Consider the following 17,966-nt stretch of genomic DNA (forward strand, 5'->3'; position numbering starts at 1 on the left):
GAAGAGTTTTTCAGCATGGCATTGCCATTACCGCCTTGATGCCGCGCTGTCCATTCAGTTTGTCCATTGTGCCCGCCCCAGTCGTAGACGTCCGCACACAAGGTTTTGTTAACCACGATGATTTACTGCTGGGTAAGTACAATTGTGGCGCGTCTTTATAGTCTGGATCTGAATGTCTTCTCCCGGTTTCAGAGTGGGTTGGAATACGCGCATATGGCGCAGATCCACTGCGCTGGGTCTCAGTCTTTCAGCATGTGTCTACGGCGTCGCTACGGCGCAGGAAGTCAGTGGTCTGCGCGGGCTCGTTTCCGAAACAGACATCACCTCTTCCATACAGAGTGGCGCTGGTGCGGAAACGGGCCTGCCCGCCCCGCGCTATGAACCCGTAACGCCGAGCCCCTCGGGCGATCCGGCTTCTGCGGAAGCGCCAGCCGAAACCAGCAACAGCCGTTCCAGCCGCACACCATCGACCGCCATCGCGCGCGAGCGCGCCCGCGAGGCGCGCAACGTTCCCGCGCAGGCCGGCCAGACGCCGCTTGACGGTGTCGTCACCAATGGCATTCCCGAAGGCGATCTGGACGAGACCGACGGCGTCGACCGGGCTGACAGCACGGACGCCCTCAACCCCCGCGTCGGCGCCATCGAGAGCAATTTTCAGGCTTCGGAAGAAAATCCCTATGCACCGCTCGGCCTGCGCGTCGGCACGTTCACCGTCACCCCAACGCTCGAACAGGGCGTAACCTGGACCACGAATGCCGATTCCAGCCCCGGCAGCGGCGAGGCGGCGATCTCGGAGACCACGCTCAGGCTCAACGCCGTGTCCGACTGGTCGCGCCACGCAGCCACCATCGACGCTTACGGCATCTACCGCAAATCCGTTTCGGGCGAAGCGGTCTCGGACATCGAAGGCGGCATCGATGGCGCGCTGCGTTTCGATCTGGCGGGCGACTATACGGCGCTTGCAAGCCTTGGTTACACGGTCAGCCCGGAATCCGCCTCCTCCCCCGTCGTCATCGTCGGGGTCGAAGACCGGCCAATCCGGCACATCATCGACGGCAGCCTCGGGCTCTCCAAGGATCTCGGCAAGCTGCGGCTGAGCGCCACCGGCTCGCTGACGCGCGAGCATTATGGCGACGCCACGCTCATCGATGGCAGCACGCTTTCGCAGAAAGAGCGCAACTCGACGCTGGCCACGCTGCGCCTGCGCACCGGCTATGCCATCTCGCCAGCCCTTGCCCCCTTCATCGAAGGCGAGATCGGTCGTCGCTTCTACGATGAAGAGAGAGACAGCGCCGGCTATGAGCGTTCGGCCACACGCTTCGCAGCCCGCGCCGGCGTCATGGTCGACATTGAAGAAAAACTGTCGGGCGAAGCCTCCATCGGCTGGGTCGCAGAAGACATCGACGACGACCGCCTCAACACGGTTTCAGGGCTTGCACTTGCCGCCGCGCTCAACTGGTCGCCGCAGCGCGGCACCGATGTGCGCCTCGACGCCTCGACCACGATTGAAGGCACCACCGATCCCGGTGACAGCGGCTCGATTCTTCACTCGGGAACTCTTCGGGTGGAACGCCAGATCCGCGCCAATCTGACGGCCGAAGCCGCCGCCGGACTTTCCTGGCGCGACTATGAAAATGGCGGGCACGACCTGACCATGAACGGCGAAGCCGGCATGACCTGGTGGCTCAACCGCACACTCGGTCTCACCGGTCGGGCGCGTTACGAGAAACGCACCAGCAGCGTTCCCAGCCGGGAGTATGACGCAAGCAGCGTGTTCCTGGGCGTGCGCATGCAGCGCTAGACCGTTGCGCGACCTGGAAAATCAGTTTGTTAGGAATTCGGTGCGGAATTTCCGCAAAAAAGACGAAACGCCGCCATTTCGGAGAAAATGGCGGCGTTTTTCGAAATTGCGTCAGACGCGGCCGGAGGCCTCCACGACGCGCAGCACATGCTCGCGCAGATCGGGGCGTTCCAGCGCGAAAGCGAGGTTCGCTTCCACGAAACCTTCCGGCGAACCGCAGTCAAATGTGCGGCCCGTGAAGGGGAAACCGTGGAAGGGCTGATTCTTCAGAAGCTTCAGCATGGCGTCGGTCAACTGGATCTCGCCACCCGCGCCGCGTTCCTGCTCGGCGAGAAGGTCAAAGATCTCCGGTCGCAGGATGTAACGGCCATTGATGTAGAAGTTCGACGGCGCATCCTCGGGCTTCGGCTTCTCCACCATGGCGTTGATTTCGAACCCGCCGGCAACCGTATCGCCGCGACCGACGATGCCGTATTTGTGGGTCTGCGAGGGCTCGCACTCTTCGACGGAGACAACGTTTCCGTCCGTCTTTTCAAAGAGTTCCACCATCTGCGACAGGCAGCCCCTGGGCGACTGCATGATCATGTCGGGCAGAAGAAGCGCGAAGGGCTCATTGCCCACCAGTTCGCGCGCGCACCAGACGGCGTGGCCAAGGCCCAGCGGCTCCTGCTGACGGGTGAAGCTGGTCTGGCCGGGCAGCGGCTGCATGCTGTGCAGGCGGTCGAGAACCTCGTTCTTGCCGCGCCGCTCCAGTGTGTCGTACAATTCGACCTGAATGTCGAAGTGATCTTCAATGACCGCCTTGTTGCGCCCGGTCACGAAAATGAAGTGCTCAATGCCGGCTTCGCGGGCCTCATCGACGACATACTGGATCACGGGCTTATCGACGACAGTCAGCATTTCCTTGGGGATTGCCTTGGTGGCCGGAAGAAAACGCGTTCCCAGACCAGCGACAGGAAATACCGCTTTGCGAAGTTTCGTCATCAGAAATCTATCCCCGAAAGGTTGAAATGAAGGCGTTTGGCGCTGCCTTAGCAACGTCGGATTGATGTTTCCTGAATGAATGCGCGTATATCGTGACAAGTTCCGGAGAACCCGATCACGGACATTAACAGCATGGTAAACGTTTTTCTAACCGGGACCTGCCATGGAAAGGCTGGACTACCTGTAACGGAGATCGTGATGTTGTTCCGCTTGCCCCCACGAAACCTCGTCGCGACGTTGATCGCTTCTTTCGTGCTCGCATTTACCGTAACCCTCCAGCCGGCCAGCGCCGATGCCGGCTTCCAGCGCTGGGTCCAGCAGTTTCGCGCTGTTGCGATCAAGAACGGCGTTTCCGGCGCCACCTATGACCGCGCCTTTCGCGGCATCACCGCCCCCGATCCGGAGGTGCTGGAGAAAGCCCGCTACCAGCCCGAATTCCGCGCCGAGGCGTGGGAATATTTCGACAACCGCGTTCAGGCCGACGCCATCCAGCGCGGTCAGCAGCTCGCCCGCCAGTGGAAACCCTGGCTCGACCGCATCGAAAGCCAGTACGGCGTCAGCCGCTATGTGCTGCTCGCCATCTGGTCGATCGAATCGAACTATGGCGAAGTGCTGAAGAACGAACGCGTCATGCGCAGCGTGCCACGCTCGCTGGCCACGCTCGCCTATGCCGACAAGCGCCGCGCCAAATTTGCCCGTCAGCAGCTCATCGCCGCGCTCAAGATCCTGCAGAGCGGCGACATTGATGTTGGCCACCTGACCGGCTCCTGGGCCGGCGCGATGGGCCACACGCAGTTCATCCCCACCAGCTATCAGGCCTATGCTGTCGACATGGACGGCAATGGCCGCCGCGACATCTGGACCTCAATCCCGGACGCCCTTGCCACCGCAGCAAACCTGCTGCGCCGCAATGGCTGGCGCACCGGCGAAACCTGGGGCTATGAAACGGCTGCGCTGCCAGGCGGACGCAAGTTCCCGGGCGGCAACATGTCGCTTGCCCGCTGGGCTTCCATCGGCGTCGTGCGCGCCAATGGCAAGCCTTTCCCGCGTCCGAACGACAGCGCCGAGCTGAAGGTCCCGGACGGTCGCGCAGGCCCCGCCTTCCTCGTGACCAAGAATTTCCAGGTCATCAAGCGCTACAACAATTCGGACAAATACGCACTTGCCGTGGGCCTTCTTGCCGACGAAATCGCCGGCTATGGCGGCCTCGTGCGTGACTGGAATCGTCCCTTCGAACGTCTCAGCTACAACGAGACGGAAGAACTGCAGCGCCGCCTTGGTGCGCTTGGCTATTATGACGGCCCCATCGATGGCAAGATCGGCTCCGGCTCGCGCGCCGCGATCCGCGCCTTCCAGTCCCGCAACGGAATGCAGGAAGACGGCCATCCGGGCAAGGAAGTGCTCCGCCGCCTGCGCGGGAACTGACCGGAGGCAATTGACCGGAGACAGGGGAAACAGGACATGAAAACGGACAGGGCAGAGGCAGGACGAGAAGGCGGCAAACGCTTCGTCATTGCCATCATCTCGTTAAGCCTCGCCCTGCCCGTTATCCTCTCCACGCCCTCGCCTGCCGGGGCCCAGGAGAGAAGTCGCGGCCTTCTGGATTTCCTGTTCGGCGGGCGGGCGCGCCAACGCGAGCCCGAGCGCCCTGCGGTGCGGCAACCCAGCCAGCGCCGGAGCCAGCCGGCCACGCGAAGCCCCAGCCGCTCGACAACACGCGCCGCACCCCGCCAGCCAACGACGCCTCCACCGCCGCCGGAAGTGGAGAAGCTTGAGAATGCACGCACGGTGCTGGTCGTTGGCGACTTCATGGCCGGAGGGCTCGCCGAGGGCCTGAGCGACGCATATGCAGAGTCTCCCGGTGTGCGCGTGATCAATCGCAGCAACGGTTCGTCCGGCTTTGTGCGCGACGACTATTATGACTGGAATGCCGAGATTTCGGGCATTCTGGAAGAGGTTTCCCCGACCGTCGTGGTCGTGATGATCGGCTCCAACGACCGGCAGCAACTGCGCATCGACGGTCAGCGCGAGGCCCCGCGGTCGGAGCCCTGGCTCGCCGAATACACCGACCGCGTCAAGACCTTCGCGGCGGCCATCGAAGAAAAGCAGATCCCACTCGTGTGGAGCGGCTTACCGGCCTTCAAATCATCGACCATGTCGTCCGACATGCTGGCCTTCAACGACATCTACAAGACCACAGTGGAGAGCATAGGCGGCACATTCGTCGACATCTGGGACGGTTTCGTGGATGAGAATGGAGCCTTCATCTTTACCGGGCCGGACATGAACGGGCAGCCGGTGCGGCTGCGCGGCAGCGACGGCATCAATCTCACGCGTTCCGGCAAGCGCAAGGTGGCCTTCTACGTGGAGAAACCGCTGAACAAGCTTCTCGGCGAAGCCATCTCGCCCGATATCGGCGAGGTCGGGATCGAGAACCTGCCAAACCTCGTTCTCTTCCCCGAAGAGCCCACACCTGTCGACCGGACCGTGCCGATCTCGCTGTCTGACCCGGCGCTCGATGGCGGGCTGGAGCTGATGGGCGCCGTGGTGGAGCCAATCGGGCGACAGGAGCGCAGTGACGAAGCGGACATCGACAGCGCCACATCAAGTCAGCCCGGCCGCGCCGACAATTTCTCGTTACGTCCGGTCGCACCAGTGGCAGAAAAGAAAACGCCGCCGCAGCCAGAAGCCACGGCGACGCCCTGATTTCATCCAGACCTCTTCGGGCTCGCAGATCACTGCAGGCAGGCGGGATCACCTGACGCCCGCATGATGCGTGGAATGACGCGATGGGGCACCGACTTCGAGGCCCCTTCTCCCCGCGCGCGGGGAGAAGGTGAGGATGAGGGGCGAGCGCCAGGTTCTGCCAACCCCACAATATGGCGAGATTTTCTTGCGCCGCGCTCGCCCCTCATCCCCCTGCCGGGACCTTCTCCCCGCTAGCGGGGAGAAGGGGGCCGTCATCCATCTGGCTCCCCTCTAGCGGGGAGAAGGAAGCCGTCATCCACCTGGAGCGTCCTTTGTGCGTCTAAATGGACGCACGGCGCCCTAACGCGGCAGGACCGAACTGCCCATGAGGAACGTGTCAATCGCGTGGGCGGCCTGACGCCCTTCGCGGATCGCCCAGACCACCAGAGACTGACCGCGCCGCGCATCGCCCGCTGCAAACAGACGGTCGATGGTGGTGCGATACTCACGGTCGTCAGCATTGACGTTCACAGAGTTGCGGCGGTCGATATCGGTTTTCAGCCGGTCGCCAAACTCGGACAGAACGCCTGTTTCCAGCGGGCCGGAAAAGCCGATGGCGATGAAGGCGAGATCTGCGCGAATGAGGAATTCCGTGCCCGGAACGGGCTTGCGCTTCTCGTCCACCTGACAGCATTTCACACCGGTCAGAACGCCATCCTCACCAACGAATTCAAGCGTCGCCACCTGGAATTCGCGATCGGCGCCTTCGGCCTGTGAAGAGGAGGTGCGCATCTTCGTCGCCCAATAGGGCCAGACGGCAAGCTTGTCTTCCTTCTCCGGCGGACGCGGGCGGATGTCGAGCTGGGTGACGCGCACCGCGCCCTGACGGAAGGCCGTGCCGACGCAATCCGATGCGGTGTCACCACCACCCACGACAACCACATGCTTGCCGCCGGCAAGGATGGGCTCTGCCGCCCATGCGACGGACTGAATGTCCTCACCGCCCACACGCCGGTTCTGCTGAACCAGATAGGGCATGGCGTCGTGAACGCCGTGGAATTCGCCTCCGGGGATACCGGCCGGGCGCGGGCGCTCCGAGCCACCGCAGTAGAGAACGGCGTCGTGCTCGGCCAGAAGCTCTTCCACCGGCTTGTCCACGCCGACATTGACACCGCAATGGAAGGTCACGCCTTCGCCCTGCATCTGCTCGATGCGGCGGTCGATATAGTGTTTTTCGATCTTGAAATCGGGAATGCCGTAGCGCATCAGGCCGCCGGGCCGGCTTTCGCGCTCATAGACATGGACCTGATGACCGGCACGCCCGAGCTGCTGGGCGGCAGCCATGCCGGCCGGGCCGGAGCCGATGATGGCGACCTTCTTGCCGGTCGTGTGGTCGGCCGGATAGGGCCGCACGAAACCGGCCTCATAGGCCTTGTCGGCAATGGCCTGCTCGACCGTCTTGATGGCGACGGGAATATCTTCGAGATTGAGCGTGCAGGCTTCCTCGCAGGGTGCAGGGCAGATGCGGCCAGTCCACTCCGGGAAGTTGTTGGTGGAGTGCAGATTGCGGATCGCCTCCTCCCAGTCGCCATTATAGACGAGGTCGTTCCAGTCCGGGATCTGGTTGTGGACCGGACAGCCTGTCGGGCCGTGGCAATAGGGAATGCCGCAATCCATGCAGCGCGCGGCCTGTTTCTCGACTTCCCTGTCCGACATGGGCAGCGTGAATTCGCGGAAATGGCGAATGCGGTCGGACGCCGGCTGGTACTTGTGCACCTGACGGTCGATTTCGAGAAAACCTGTAACCTTACCCATCGAGTAAACCCCGTTATTTTAGAGCTTCGAACCGAAAAGCGGATACCGTTTTCCGGTTGTTCCGATGCCCCATCAATAATTCAGATCGTCCATTGTGCGCCCCGGTGGACGCATGGCGATCTAGTGAAGTGCCGGAAGTCCGAGAACATCCTCGCACCGTGCAATCCAGCGGGTGAGCGCCCTGCGCCCGTCGAGTTCAAAGCCCCCCTGAGGGGCAAGCCGCGTGTAGCCGAGGAGCGCGATATCGGCGATGGTGAGCCCGTCACCGACAAAGAAATCGCGCGTCTTCAGCGTCTCGTCCATCAAATCGAGCGCGGCCTCACCCCGCTCGACCTTCAAAGGATCGCGCGCTTCAACCGGCTCCTTGCGGTAGAACACCTGAAAGCGCGCACCGGCCACATTGGGCTCATGGAAGTTCTGCTCCCAGAACATCCACTGATCGATTTCCGCCTGGGCAAACGCGTCTTCGGGCAAAAGCGCCGAACCGCGCGCCAGATAGCGGATGATTGCGCCCGACTGGCCAAGCGTGCGCCCGTCATCGAACCGCACGACCGGCACCTGCCCAAAGGGCGACATGGCGAGAAACGCGTCCGTGCGGCTCTCGCCAGCCATGAGGTCGAGCTCATGCCAGCGATAGGGCAGACCGAGATGGTCCGCCGTGTATCTGACCTTCAGGCAATTGCCCGAATTCCGGTCACCAAAAATATCCATGGGCAACAGATCTCCAGAACCCACGGCTATTCCGCCGCCAGACCGAGCTTCATGCGCTCCATTTCTTCCAGTGCACGGCGGTACTCGACCGGCATCACCTTGCGGAATTTGGGACGGTATTCCGCCCAATGATCCAGAATGGCGCGCGCCCGCTCAGAGCCCGTGTAGTGGAGGTGGTTGGAGATAAGCTGCGCCAGTCGCTCTTCATCGTGCCGGGTCATGTCGCCGGTAACGTCGACACGGCCCTTGTGCATGAGGTCACCGCCATGGTGGTGCAGCTTTTCGAGGATATCGTCCTCCTCCGGCACCGGCTCCAGCTCGACCATGGCCATGTTGCAGCGCTCGGCGAAGTCGCCCGCCTCATCCAGCACATAGGCAACGCCGCCGGACATGCCGGCCGCGAAGTTGCGGCCCGTCTGACCGAGCACGACCACCACGCCGCCCGTCATGTACTCGCAGCCATGATCGCCGACGCCCTCGACAACGGCGACCGCGCCCGAATTGCGCACGGCAAAACGCTCGCCCGCAACGCCGCGAAAATAGCATTCACCCTCGGTTGCGCCGTAAAGCACCGTGTTGCCGACAATGATGGAGTCTTCCGCGACAATGCGGGAATCGTCCGTCGGGCGGATGACGATGCGGCCGCCGGAAAGGCCCTTGCCGACATAATCATTGGCGTCGCCCTCAAGCCTGAACGAGACGCCGCGCGCCAGAAACGCGCCGAAGGACTGACCGGCCGTGCCCGTGAGGCGCACGTCGATGGTGTTTTCCTTCAGGCCCTTGTGGCCGTAGCGCTTGGCGACCGCGCCCGACAGCATCGCGCCGGCCGACCGGTCGGTGTTGCAGATCGGGAAGTCGAGCGACACGGGCTCACGGTTTTCAAGGGCCGGCCTTGCCGCCTCGATGAGCTTGCGGTCGAGCACATCATCGATGGGATGCTCCTGACGCTCGGTCCAGTGGATCGCCTCGCGCGGGGCATCGGGCTTGTAGAAGATCTTCGTGAAATCGAGGCCACGCGCCTTCCAGTGCGCGATCATGCCATCCTTTTCGAGAAGGTCGGACTGGCCGACGATATCGTCGAGCTTGGTGTAGCCCATCTCGGCGAGATACTGGCGCACCTCTTCCGCGACGTAGAAGAAGTAGTTGATCACATGCTCGGGCGTGCCCTTGAAGCGCTTGCGCAGCACCGGGTCCTGCGTGGCGACGCCAACGGGGCAGGTGTTCAGGTGGCACTTGCGCATCATGATGCAGCCGGCGGCGATCAGCGGTGCGGTGGAGAAGCCATATTCGTCGGCGCCCAGCAGCGCGCCGATGATGACATCGCGACCGGTCTTCAGCCCGCCATCGACCTGCAGCGCTACGCGCGAGCGCAGACCGTTCAGCACCAGGGTCTGGTGCGTTTCGGCAAGGCCCATCTCCCACGGGCTGCCCGCATGCTTGATGGAGGTGAGCGGCGAAGCGCCGGTGCCGCCATCATAGCCGGAAATGGTGATGTGGTCGGCGCGCGCCTTGGCGACGCCGGCGGCGACCGTGCCCACGCCAACCTCGGAGACGAGCTTGACGGACACATCCGCATCCGGATTGACGTTCTTCAGGTCGAAGATGAGCTGCGCCAGATCCTCAATGGAATAGATGTCGTGGTGTGGCGGCGGCGAAATGAGGCCGACGCCCGGCGTGGAGTGGCGCACCTTGGCGATGGTGGCGTCGACCTTGTGGCCGGGAAGCTGACCGCCCTCGCCCGGCTTTGCGCCCTGCGCCACCTTGATCTGCATCATGTCGGAATTGACGAGATATTCGGTGGTGACGCCGAAACGGCCGCTGGCGATCTGCTTGATGGAGGAGCGCTCCGGGTTCATCGAACCGTCGGGCATCGGCAGATAGCGATCAGGCTCCTCGCCGCCCTCGCCGGTGTTCGACTTGCCGCCCAGCGCGTTCATGGCGCGCGCCAGCGTGGTGTGCGCCTCGCGGCTGATGGAGCCGAAGGACATGGCGCCGGTGGAGAACCGCTTGACGATTTCGGCTGCGGGCTCGACCTCATCCAGCGAGACCGGCTTGCGGCCTGTATCCTTCGCCTTCCTGACAGCGAACAGGCCGCGAATGGACTTGGCGTCGGCTGCCTGCCCGTCGACCATTTTCGCAAATTCGCGATAGGTCTCCCAGGATTTGCCGCGCACGGCATGCTGGAGGGAGGCGACGGCGTCGGGCGACCAGATGTGGGATTCGCCGCGCATGCGGAAATTGTATTCACCGCCCACTTCCAGCGCGCTCTTCAGCACCGGGTCCGCGCCGAAGGCGGCGGCATGGCGGCCAACCGTCTCGGCGGAAATCTCGTCCAGACCGACACCTTCGATGGTGGTGGCGGTGTTTGTGAAGAAGTGCTCGATGAAGTCGCTTTCCAGCCCCACGGCGTCGAAGATCTGCGCACCGCAATAGGACTGGTAGGTGGAGATGCCCATCTTGGACATCACCTTGAGGATGCCCTTGCCGATGGCCTTGATGTAGCGCTGAACCACCTCCTGCGTGTCGACCTCCGGCGGGAAATCGCCCGCCTTGTGCATGGACAGAAGCGTGTCGAAGGCGAGGTAGGGGTTGATCGCCTCCGCGCCGTAGCCCGCCAGGCAGCAGAAGTGGTGCACTTCGCGCGGCTCGCCGGATTCGACCACGAGGCCAACCGCCGTGCGCAGACCCTTGCGGATCAGGTGATGGTGAACAGCCGCCGTTGCCAGAAGCATCGGGATGGCGATGCGGTCCGGGCCGATCTGGCGGTCGGACAGGATGATGATGTTGTAGCCGCCGGCAACCGCAGCCTCGGCGCGGTCGCACACGCGCTCCAGCGCACCGCGCATGCCGGCGGCACCCTCGCCCGCCGCATAGGTGACGTCGATGGTCTTGGTGTCGAACCGGTCCTCGGTGTGGCCGATGGAGCGGATCTTCTCCAGATCGCCATTGGTGAGGATGGGCTGGCGCACCTCAAGCCGCTTGCGGCGCGAAGAACCGACCAGATCGAAAATGTTGGGGCGCGGGCCGATGAAGGAGACGAGGCTCATCACCAGTTCTTCGCGGATCGGATCGATCGGCGGATTGGTGACCTGCGCAAAGTTCTGCTTGAAATAGGTGTAGAGCAGCTTGGGCTTGTCGGACATGGCCGAGATCGGCGTGTCGGTGCCCATGGAGCCGATGCCTTCCTGGCCGGTCGTGGCCATGGGCGCCATCAGCATCTTCGTGTCTTCCTGCGTGTAGCCGAAAGCCTGCTGAAGATCGAGCTGGGCCACATCCTTGCGCAGCGCGCGCGGTTCGACCGGCTTCAGGTCTTCGAGGATGAGCTGGGTGTTGTCGAGCCACTTCTTGAAGGGATGCCTGGTGGCGATGGCCGCCTTCACATCCTCGTCGGAGATGATGCGGCCTTCCTTCATGTCGATCAGAAGCATGCGGCCGGGCTGGAGACGCCACTTGCTGACGATCTTGTCTTCGGGAACCACGAGCGCGCCGGCTTCCGAAGCCATGATGACGCGGTCGTCATCCGTGACCACATAGCGGGCCGGGCGAAGGCCGTTGCGGTCAAGCGTTGCGCCGATCTGAATGCCGTCGGTAAAGGCCACGGCAGCCGGGCCATCCCACGGCTCCATTAACGCGGCGTGGTATTCGTAGAACGCCTTGCGCTCGTCGCTCATCAGACGGTTGCCGGCCCAGGCTTCCGGGATCAGCATCATCATCGAATGGACGAGCGAATAACCGCCCTGGAACAGGAATTCGAGCGCGTTGTCGAAGCAGGCCGTGTCGGACTGGCCCTCATAGGAAATGGGCCAGAGCTTGGAAATGTCGTTGCCGAACAGCTCCGAATCCACCGAGGCCTGACGCGCGGCCATCCAGTTGACGTTGCCACGCACCGTGTTGATCTCGCCATTGTGGGCGACCATGCGATAGGGGTGCGCGAGTTCCCAGGAGGGGAACGTGTTGGTCGAAAAGCGCTGGTGAACGAGCGCCAGCGCCGTTTCAAAACGCGGGTCTTTCAGGTCGCTGTAATAAGCGCCGAGCTGATAGGCGAGGAACATGCCCTTGTAGACAATGGTGCGCGCCGACAGCGACACGGTGTAGAAACCTTTGATGCCGCCCTCGAGCTCCTCGCGCACGCGGCCCGAAATGACCTTGCGCAGAATATAGAGACGACGCTCGAAATCCTCCTCGTCGTGAATGCCCGCGCCACGGCTGACGAAAATCTGGCGGTGGACGGGCTCGGAAGCGGCAATGTCGGGTGCCTTGGAAAGACAGGCATTGTCGACCGGCACATCACGGAAGCCGATCAGCTCCTGGCCTTCCGAGCGCACCACATCGGCGATGATGTCGTAGATCTGTTTGCGCAGCTCCGCATCGCGCGGCATGAAGAAGTGACCGACGCCATAATGGCCGGGCTCCGGCAGTTCGACGCCGCGCTCCGCCCATTCCTCCCGATAGAGGCGGTCGGGGATCTGCATCAGCATGCCCGCGCCATCGCCGACCAGCGGATCAGCACCCACCGCGCCGCGATGGGTCAGGTTTTCGAGCATGGCCAGGCCATCGCGCACGATATCATGCGAGCGACTGCCCTTCATATGCGCGACGAAGCCGACGCCGCAGGCATCGCGCTCATTGCGGGGATCGTAAAGCCCCTGCGCAGCGGGCACGCCCGGCGCGGACATCTTCACGGTGCGTTTGACGGCGGCCGTTTCGGCCTCGTTGGCCGGCCCGAACCCGGTCGAAAAAGAGGGCGTCATTTCCGTCATCGCAAATCCTCACATTCTAGAGCCCGGGGCAAGCCTCCCTGGGCGGTCGTTCAGTCGCCAGAAAGCCCTTGCGGCCTTCCGGGGTGTATGCACGGCATTTCCATTTAGAAGCCGGAGCAACGCTACCGATATGCTCCGGCGCGTGTTCTTGTTCTTGGGCGGGCATCCCTGCCTGTGCTCCGGTCATTGCCGGACCGCCTTTGTTGCACCGGTCGTTCGCAACACTATCACGAGCGCAAAAGCCACGCTGAGACGCTGGCAACCGAACTGCACAACAATAGGACAGCACTGCTGTCTTATTCGCTGAAATGCCAGAAATACCAACACCAGACAAGACGGAAATGCAAATTTTTTGCGCAAAACACGAAATAAAATACCTAAACTGCAAGTATTGATGACATTTTGATAAACCGCCGCAGAATATCCTGTCAGGCGCAAAAATCACCGCAACATCTCATCCGAAGGGCTTGAACCGGAGCATCGAAGCGCGCAATCTCCCGCCGCCACTGCTTATTTTGGGGTCAAAAGAGAGATCTGCCGCATGAATTTCGCCTCCGACAACTGGGCCGGCGCCCACCCGCAAATCGCCGAAGCGCTCGTCACCAATGCAGGCGGCTTTGCGCCGGCCTATGGAACCAGCGAGCTGGACAAACGGGTGGAGAAGATGTTCAGCGACATCTTCGAACGCGAGGTGGCGGTGTTTTTCGTCGGAACGGGAACGGCGGCAAACAGCCTGTCGCTCACCTGGGCCTCGAAACCCGGCGGGGTCGCCTTCTGCCATTCGGAAGCGCACGCCATTGATGATGAGGGTGGCGCACCGGAATATCTGACCGGCGGCGCGCGCCTGAAGGGCGTGGCGGGTCAGCTTGGCCGCATGGACCCGAACGCGCTCGACGCGGCGATCCGCGAACACCCGGCCCAGTTCGTGCACGCCGGGCAGCCCATGGCCGCCTCGATCACCCAGGCGACCGAGATCGGCACACTCTATTCACTCGAACAGATCGAAGAGATCGCCGGCATCTGCCGCGAAGCGGGCATTCCGCTGCATCTGGACGGCGCGCGCTTTGCCAATGCGCTCGTGTCTCTGGACACGACGCCGGCCGAGATGACCTGGAAGCGCGGCGTGGAGATTGCCTCTTTCGGCGGCACGAAGAATGGCTGCTGGTGCGCGGAAGCGATCATCGTGTTCGATCCGGCGAAGATCGGCCAGATGCACTTCCTGCGCAAGCGCGCCGCACAGCTCTTCTCCAAGTCGCGTTTCATCGCGGCGCAGTTCGAGGCCTATTTCCGTGACGACCTCTGGCTGAAGAATGCGCGCCACGCCAACGCGATGGCCGCGGAGCTCGCAACCGCCATCTCCAATGCCGATGGCGCGCGCCTTGCCTGGCAGCCGCAGGCCAATGAAGTGTTTGCGCTCATGAAGGATGAGAAGGCCCAGGCGCTTCAGGCCGCTGGCGCGCAGTTCTATCCGTGGAAGCCACCGCTCTCATTCGCAGGCGAAATGACGGCGGGCGACACGCTCTATCGTTTCGTCACAAGCTTCGCCACCGAGGCCGCCGACATCCAGAAGTGCGCGGAAGCATTGAAGGCCTGAGCAACACGGCGCGCGCGGCACGACAACAACCTTCGCGATAAACAAAGCCTCACACGCAAGTGATGCCGGCTCGCGCGCGCTTGATTTCCAAGTGAACGATCCCTCTGAAAAAACGAGTCCTGCCGGGACGGAACCCCGGTTTCGACAGGACCCGAGAGGAGATCATTCATGTCCACCAAAACCGCACTCACCGCCGCCTATATCGCCGGAACGGTCGCAGCCGCCCTTTCGGTAGGCACGCTGGCCACCACCACGGCCGCCCAGGCCCAGGAAAAAGAAAAGTGCTATGGCGTGTCCATGGCCGGCAAGAACGATTGCGCGGCCGGGCCCGGCACCACCTGCGCCGGCACCTCCAAGGTCGATTACCAGGGCAATGCCTGGAAATATGTCGATGCAGGCACCTGCGCCACGATGGAACTGCCCGGCGAGCGCATGGGTTCGCTTGAGCCGCTTGAGCGCGACATGCCCTCCTGATCCAGCCAGCATGATCTGACCTGACACCAAATGCCGGGAGGCGACCTCATGGCACGCGAAGCAAAACCCCTTTCCGCCATCCAGAGCCGCTTTCCGGCATTTCACCCCGCTGATGCCCCCACTGGTGCCCCCGCTGGCCGGGCCGGTGCGAGTTTCAAGCCGCAGCATTTCGACGCAATCGCTGAAAACCCTGCGTCAGTGGGTTTCGTAGAAGTACACGCAGAAAACTATATGGGCGCGGGCGGCCCGCCGCACGCCGCGCTGACCGCAATCCGCAACATGCTGCCCGTCTCGTTACACGGCGTGTGCATGTCGATTGGCGGTCTCGACCCGCTCGACCCCGAACATCTTCAACGCTTTGCCGGGCTGGTGGAGCGCTACGAACCCTTCAAAGTGTCGGAGCACCTGGCTTGGTCGACCCATGACGATGTATTTTTCAACGACCTCCTGCCCCTGCCCTACACCGATGAGACGCTTGCACGGGTGTGCGAGCACATCGATCAGGTGCAGGAAGCCATCGGCAGGCCGATGTTTTTGGAAAACCCGTCCACCTACGTCCTTTTCTCCGAATCCGAATGGCGGGAAACGGATTTCCTGCGTGAAATCGTGAAGCGCACGGGCTGCGGGCTGCTGCTCGACATCAACAATGTGTTCGTTTCTGCGACCAATCACGGCTTCAGCGCCACGGAGTATCTCGCCGATTTCCCGCTGGCGCATGTGGGAGAAATCCACCTTGCCGGCCATGACGAACAGGAAGACGACGAGGGTGCGCCGCTGCTGATCGACAGCCATGACCGACCGGTCGCGGACCCCGTGTGGAGCCTTTATGAAACGGTGATCGCCGCATGCGGCCCCGTCGACACGCTGATCGAATGGGATGCGGACATTCCCGACTGGCCGATCCTGCAATCCGAGGCGGCGGCGGCTGAACGCATTCTCGACCGTCATCGCACCCTCAAGCCGGAAGTGAAACGCCATGCGCTCCACTCCTGAAACCACGAGACAGGACCCTGCGCAGCCCTATGACGACGCCTTTGGCGCCGTGCTGCTCAACCCGGATCGCGCCACGCCGCAGGGCGTGAGCGGCCCGCATGGCAAGGCGGTGATCAAGCGCTTCAACGTCTATCGCAACAATGTCACCCATAGTCTCGTAACCGCGCTTTCAGAAATCTTTCCGGCGGTCGCCATGATCCTTGGCGAAGAGAATTTCCGCATGATCGCGCGGGAGTTTCTGCGCGTGCATCCACCGCGCTCACGCCTCGTCTTCGAATACGGGCACGGGTTCGGCGATTTTCTGGCCGGGTTCGAGCCGATACGGCATCTGAGATATCTGCCCGACGTGGCCCGGCTGGAACGCGCCTGGCTTGACGCCTTTCACGCAGCCGACCGCACACCGCTCGCGCCCGCCGATCTCGCTGCCCTGCCGCCGGAAGCGCTGGCAACAGCCCGTTTCACGCCGCACCCGGCCATGCATCTCATGCGTTCGGATTATGCGGTGCATACGATCTTCACGGCGCACCGCACCGGGCCGATGCCTGATCGCATCGACGCGGGCATTGCCGAAGCAGCGCTGGTGACCCGGCCCGCACTTGATGTGCAGGTGCGCGAGCTCGACCGGGGCCAATTCGCCTTTCTGAAGGCGCTCGCCAATGGCGCAGCGCTGCAACAGGCGGCCGGGGCGGCGCTTGAAGCCGATCCCGGCTTCGATCTTTCCGCCGCCATCGCCCTGATGCTCGAAAGCGGCGCATTCGAGACATGCCAGGCAGGCAATGACAGTCAGAACAAGGATGAAAGCCCGTGATCCACGCAATCCAGATGCTTCATGCGCGCGTTTTCTCCACCCTTGAGCGGATGCTCGATGGCTGGTTTCCGGGCCTTGCCGCGCGCTTTGCCTTCTTCGCCGTTCTTTATTTTTACTTCCTGAATTCGGCCCGCACGAAGGTGGGTGACGGCCTGCTCGGCTTCTTCAGCGTCGCAGACGGGGCCTATTACCAGATCGCGCTGCCGGCGGTGGAGGCTGCGGGCGGCGATGTTTCAGCCGTGCCCTTCATCCCATGGGGCGCAATCGTGTGGGCCGGCACCTATGCGGAGTTTGTCCTGCCGCTCCTGATCGTGATCGGGCTTTTCACCCGGATTGCCGCACTCGGCATGATCGGTTTCGTGCTGGTGCAGTCCTATGTGGACATTGCCGTACACAAGGTGGGCGCGGAAACCGCAGGCGCGTGGTTCGACCGCTTCTCCGACGGGCTGATCTGGGACCAGCGCACGCTCTGGGTGTTTCTGCTGCTTTATCTTGTGGTGAAGGGTGCGGGACGCATCTCGCTGGATGCCGTTCTTGGCCGCAAATTCGCGAGCACTGCCTGAAAACACAAAAGCGGCGCCACACGGGCGCCGCCATCATTCAAACTCTTATCCGTCTGCTTCTAGCAAATCGGGAATTCCCTCAGGCCGAAGCCTTAGTGGGTCCTGGCCTCGATCTCCTTCGTTTCCTTCGCCGAAGCGATGGGAATACGGCGCGGCTTCATCTCCTCGGGGATGTTGCGCGTGAGATCAATGTGAAGGAGCCCGTTTTCAAGGTTGGCGCCCGTCACTTCGACGTGGTCCGCGAGCTGGAAGCGGCGCTCGAAGCTGCGTGCGGCGATGCCGCGATAAAGCAGTTCGCCTTCGCTTTTCTGCTCGGCGTTCTTCTCACCCTTGACGGTGAGCACATTGCGATGGGCCTCAATGGAGATGTCCTCATCGCCAAAGCCGGCGACAGCCATCGAGATGCGGTAGGAATCATCGCCCGTGCGCTCGATATTGTAGGGCGGATAGGTCTGGCCGCCCTCGGGCTGGGCCAGCGTATCGAGCATGCCAAAGAGCCGGTCGAAGCCGACGGTGGAACGATAGAGAGGCGAAAAATCAACGTGACGCATGGTCTGTTCTCCAGTTGAGCAACATTGCGTTATGGCCATTTTCGGAAACCCGCTTCGGGCGTTTCCCGCTGGCCAGCGACCCCGTTCTGGCGGCCGCAGAAGATATATGGGAACCCCAAAAATCGGGTTCAAGAGCCCGTCGATTTCAGATGAACGGCGGATGAACGGACCGCTCGGATACCGTTCAGCTTCACGCTGCTAGCGTTAGCGCAATGGATCGGCGG

At 62.5% G+C, this 17,966-nt stretch carries 13 protein-coding genes; 8 read left to right on the forward strand and 5 right to left on the reverse strand.

Translation table 11 applies throughout. The annotated features are described in order from the left end of the window. Window positions 1-193 precede the first annotated feature (193 nt). Window positions 194-1,801 (forward strand): outer membrane beta-barrel protein, encoded by a 1,608-nt coding sequence (locus tag JYP46_RS08210; RefSeq protein ID WP_222473989.1) that lies wholly within the window; start codon window positions 194-196, stop codon window positions 1,799-1,801. A gap of 111 nt (window positions 1,802-1,912) precedes the next feature. Here the strand turns inward: JYP46_RS08210 and galU are convergent, their stop codons facing one another. Continuing rightward, the gene (gene galU, locus JYP46_RS08215; protein ID WP_113152930.1) at window positions 1,913-2,785 is read right to left on the reverse strand and encodes a UTP--glucose-1-phosphate uridylyltransferase GalU; all 873 of its coding nucleotides are present in this window, start codon (window positions 2,783-2,785) and stop codon (window positions 1,913-1,915) included. A gap of 198 nt (window positions 2,786-2,983) precedes the next feature. Here galU and JYP46_RS08220 point away from each other — a divergent pair, with 198 nt between their 5' ends. Together JYP46_RS08220 and JYP46_RS08225 are read left to right on the forward strand one after the other, a co-directional pair. Next, complete coding sequence (locus tag JYP46_RS08220) at window positions 2,984-4,210, forward strand: lytic murein transglycosylase (RefSeq protein WP_113152931.1); 1,227 nt, start codon at window positions 2,984-2,986, stop codon at window positions 4,208-4,210. A 36-nt stretch (window positions 4,211-4,246) separates the two neighbouring features. Beyond that, window positions 4,247-5,491: an SGNH/GDSL hydrolase family protein gene (locus JYP46_RS08225; RefSeq protein WP_206547813.1), complete on the forward strand. Its 1,245-nt coding sequence runs from the start codon at window positions 4,247-4,249 to the stop codon at window positions 5,489-5,491. A gap of 342 nt (window positions 5,492-5,833) precedes the next feature. Here JYP46_RS08225 and JYP46_RS08230 read toward each other — a convergent pair whose 3' ends face one another. The 3 genes from JYP46_RS08230 to gltB all read right to left on the reverse strand — a co-directional run bounded on the left by JYP46_RS08230 (window position 5,834) and on the right by gltB (window position 12,759). Beyond that, window positions 5,834-7,288, reverse strand: a complete 1,455-nt coding sequence (locus tag JYP46_RS08230) for a glutamate synthase subunit beta (protein WP_206547814.1) — start codon at window positions 7,286-7,288, stop codon at window positions 5,834-5,836. A gap of 120 nt (window positions 7,289-7,408) precedes the next feature. Next, window positions 7,409-7,999, reverse strand: a complete 591-nt coding sequence (locus JYP46_RS08235) for a glutathione S-transferase family protein (RefSeq protein ID WP_206547815.1) — start codon at window positions 7,997-7,999, stop codon at window positions 7,409-7,411. A gap of 26 nt (window positions 8,000-8,025) precedes the next feature. After that, entirely contained in the window at window positions 8,026-12,759 is a 4,734-nt protein-coding gene (gene gltB, locus JYP46_RS08240; RefSeq protein WP_113152935.1) for a glutamate synthase large subunit, read from the reverse strand. Between the two features lie 541 nt (window positions 12,760-13,300). Here gltB and JYP46_RS08245 point away from each other — a divergent pair. From JYP46_RS08245 to JYP46_RS08265, 5 genes are all read left to right on the forward strand, one after another. After that, the gene (locus JYP46_RS08245) at window positions 13,301-14,353 is read left to right on the forward strand and encodes a threonine aldolase family protein (protein ID WP_206544189.1); all 1,053 of its coding nucleotides are present in this window, start codon (window positions 13,301-13,303) and stop codon (window positions 14,351-14,353) included. A 168-nt stretch (window positions 14,354-14,521) separates the two neighbouring features. After that, window positions 14,522-14,827: a BufA1 family periplasmic bufferin-type metallophore gene (locus tag JYP46_RS08250; protein ID WP_113152937.1), complete on the forward strand. Its 306-nt coding sequence runs from the start codon at window positions 14,522-14,524 to the stop codon at window positions 14,825-14,827. A gap of 48 nt (window positions 14,828-14,875) precedes the next feature. Then, window positions 14,876-15,820: an MNIO family bufferin maturase gene (gene bufB / locus JYP46_RS08255; protein ID WP_206547816.1), complete on the forward strand. Its 945-nt coding sequence runs from the start codon at window positions 14,876-14,878 to the stop codon at window positions 15,818-15,820. After that, window positions 15,804-16,628 (forward strand): HvfC/BufC N-terminal domain-containing protein, encoded by an 825-nt coding sequence (locus JYP46_RS08260; RefSeq protein ID WP_206547817.1) that lies wholly within the window; start codon window positions 15,804-15,806, stop codon window positions 16,626-16,628. Before bufB ends, JYP46_RS08260 begins: the two co-directional genes overlap by 17 nt. A gap of 14 nt (window positions 16,629-16,642) precedes the next feature. Then, window positions 16,643-17,191: a DoxX family protein gene (locus JYP46_RS08265; RefSeq protein ID WP_206547927.1), complete on the forward strand. Its 549-nt coding sequence runs from the start codon at window positions 16,643-16,645 to the stop codon at window positions 17,189-17,191. A 92-nt stretch (window positions 17,192-17,283) separates the two neighbouring features. Here JYP46_RS08265 and JYP46_RS08270 read toward each other — a convergent pair whose 3' ends face one another. Continuing rightward, window positions 17,284-17,742, reverse strand: coding sequence for an Hsp20 family protein (locus tag JYP46_RS08270; RefSeq protein WP_206544192.1), 459 nt, complete (start codon window positions 17,740-17,742; stop codon window positions 17,284-17,286). Between the last annotated feature and the right edge of the window lie 224 nt (window positions 17,743-17,966).

This window comes from Nitratireductor aquimarinus, assembly GCF_017255295.1.
GTDB classification, from domain to species: domain Bacteria; phylum Pseudomonadota; class Alphaproteobacteria; order Rhizobiales; family Rhizobiaceae; genus Nitratireductor; species Nitratireductor aquimarinus.

Coding starts and splice junctions, on each gene's coding strand:
- JYP46_RS08225 (WP_206547813.1), top strand. CDS start 4,247: ATGAAAACGGACAGGGCAGAGGCAGGACGAGAAGGCGGCAAACGCTTC.
- JYP46_RS08245 (WP_206544189.1), top strand. CDS start 13,301: ATGAATTTCGCCTCCGACAACTGGGCCGGCGCCCACCCGCAAATCGCC.
- bufB (WP_206547816.1), top strand. CDS start 14,876: ATGGCACGCGAAGCAAAACCCCTTTCCGCCATCCAGAGCCGCTTTCCG.
- JYP46_RS08235 (WP_206547815.1), bottom strand. CDS start 7,999: ATGGATATTTTTGGTGACCGGAATTCGGGCAATTGCCTGAAGGTCAGA.
- JYP46_RS08260 (WP_206547817.1), top strand. CDS start 15,804: ATGCGCTCCACTCCTGAAACCACGAGACAGGACCCTGCGCAGCCCTAT.
- JYP46_RS08265 (WP_206547927.1), top strand. CDS start 16,643: ATGCTTCATGCGCGCGTTTTCTCCACCCTTGAGCGGATGCTCGATGGC.
- gltB (WP_113152935.1), bottom strand. CDS start 12,759: ATGACGGAAATGACGCCCTCTTTTTCGACCGGGTTCGGGCCGGCCAAC.
- JYP46_RS08230 (WP_206547814.1), bottom strand. CDS start 7,288: ATGGGTAAGGTTACAGGTTTTCTCGAAATCGACCGTCAGGTGCACAAG.
- JYP46_RS08250 (WP_113152937.1), top strand. CDS start 14,522: ATGTCCACCAAAACCGCACTCACCGCCGCCTATATCGCCGGAACGGTC.
- galU (WP_113152930.1), bottom strand. CDS start 2,785: ATGACGAAACTTCGCAAAGCGGTATTTCCTGTCGCTGGTCTGGGAACG.
- JYP46_RS08270 (WP_206544192.1), bottom strand. CDS start 17,742: ATGCGTCACGTTGATTTTTCGCCTCTCTATCGTTCCACCGTCGGCTTC.
- JYP46_RS08220 (WP_113152931.1), top strand. CDS start 2,984: ATGTTGTTCCGCTTGCCCCCACGAAACCTCGTCGCGACGTTGATCGCT.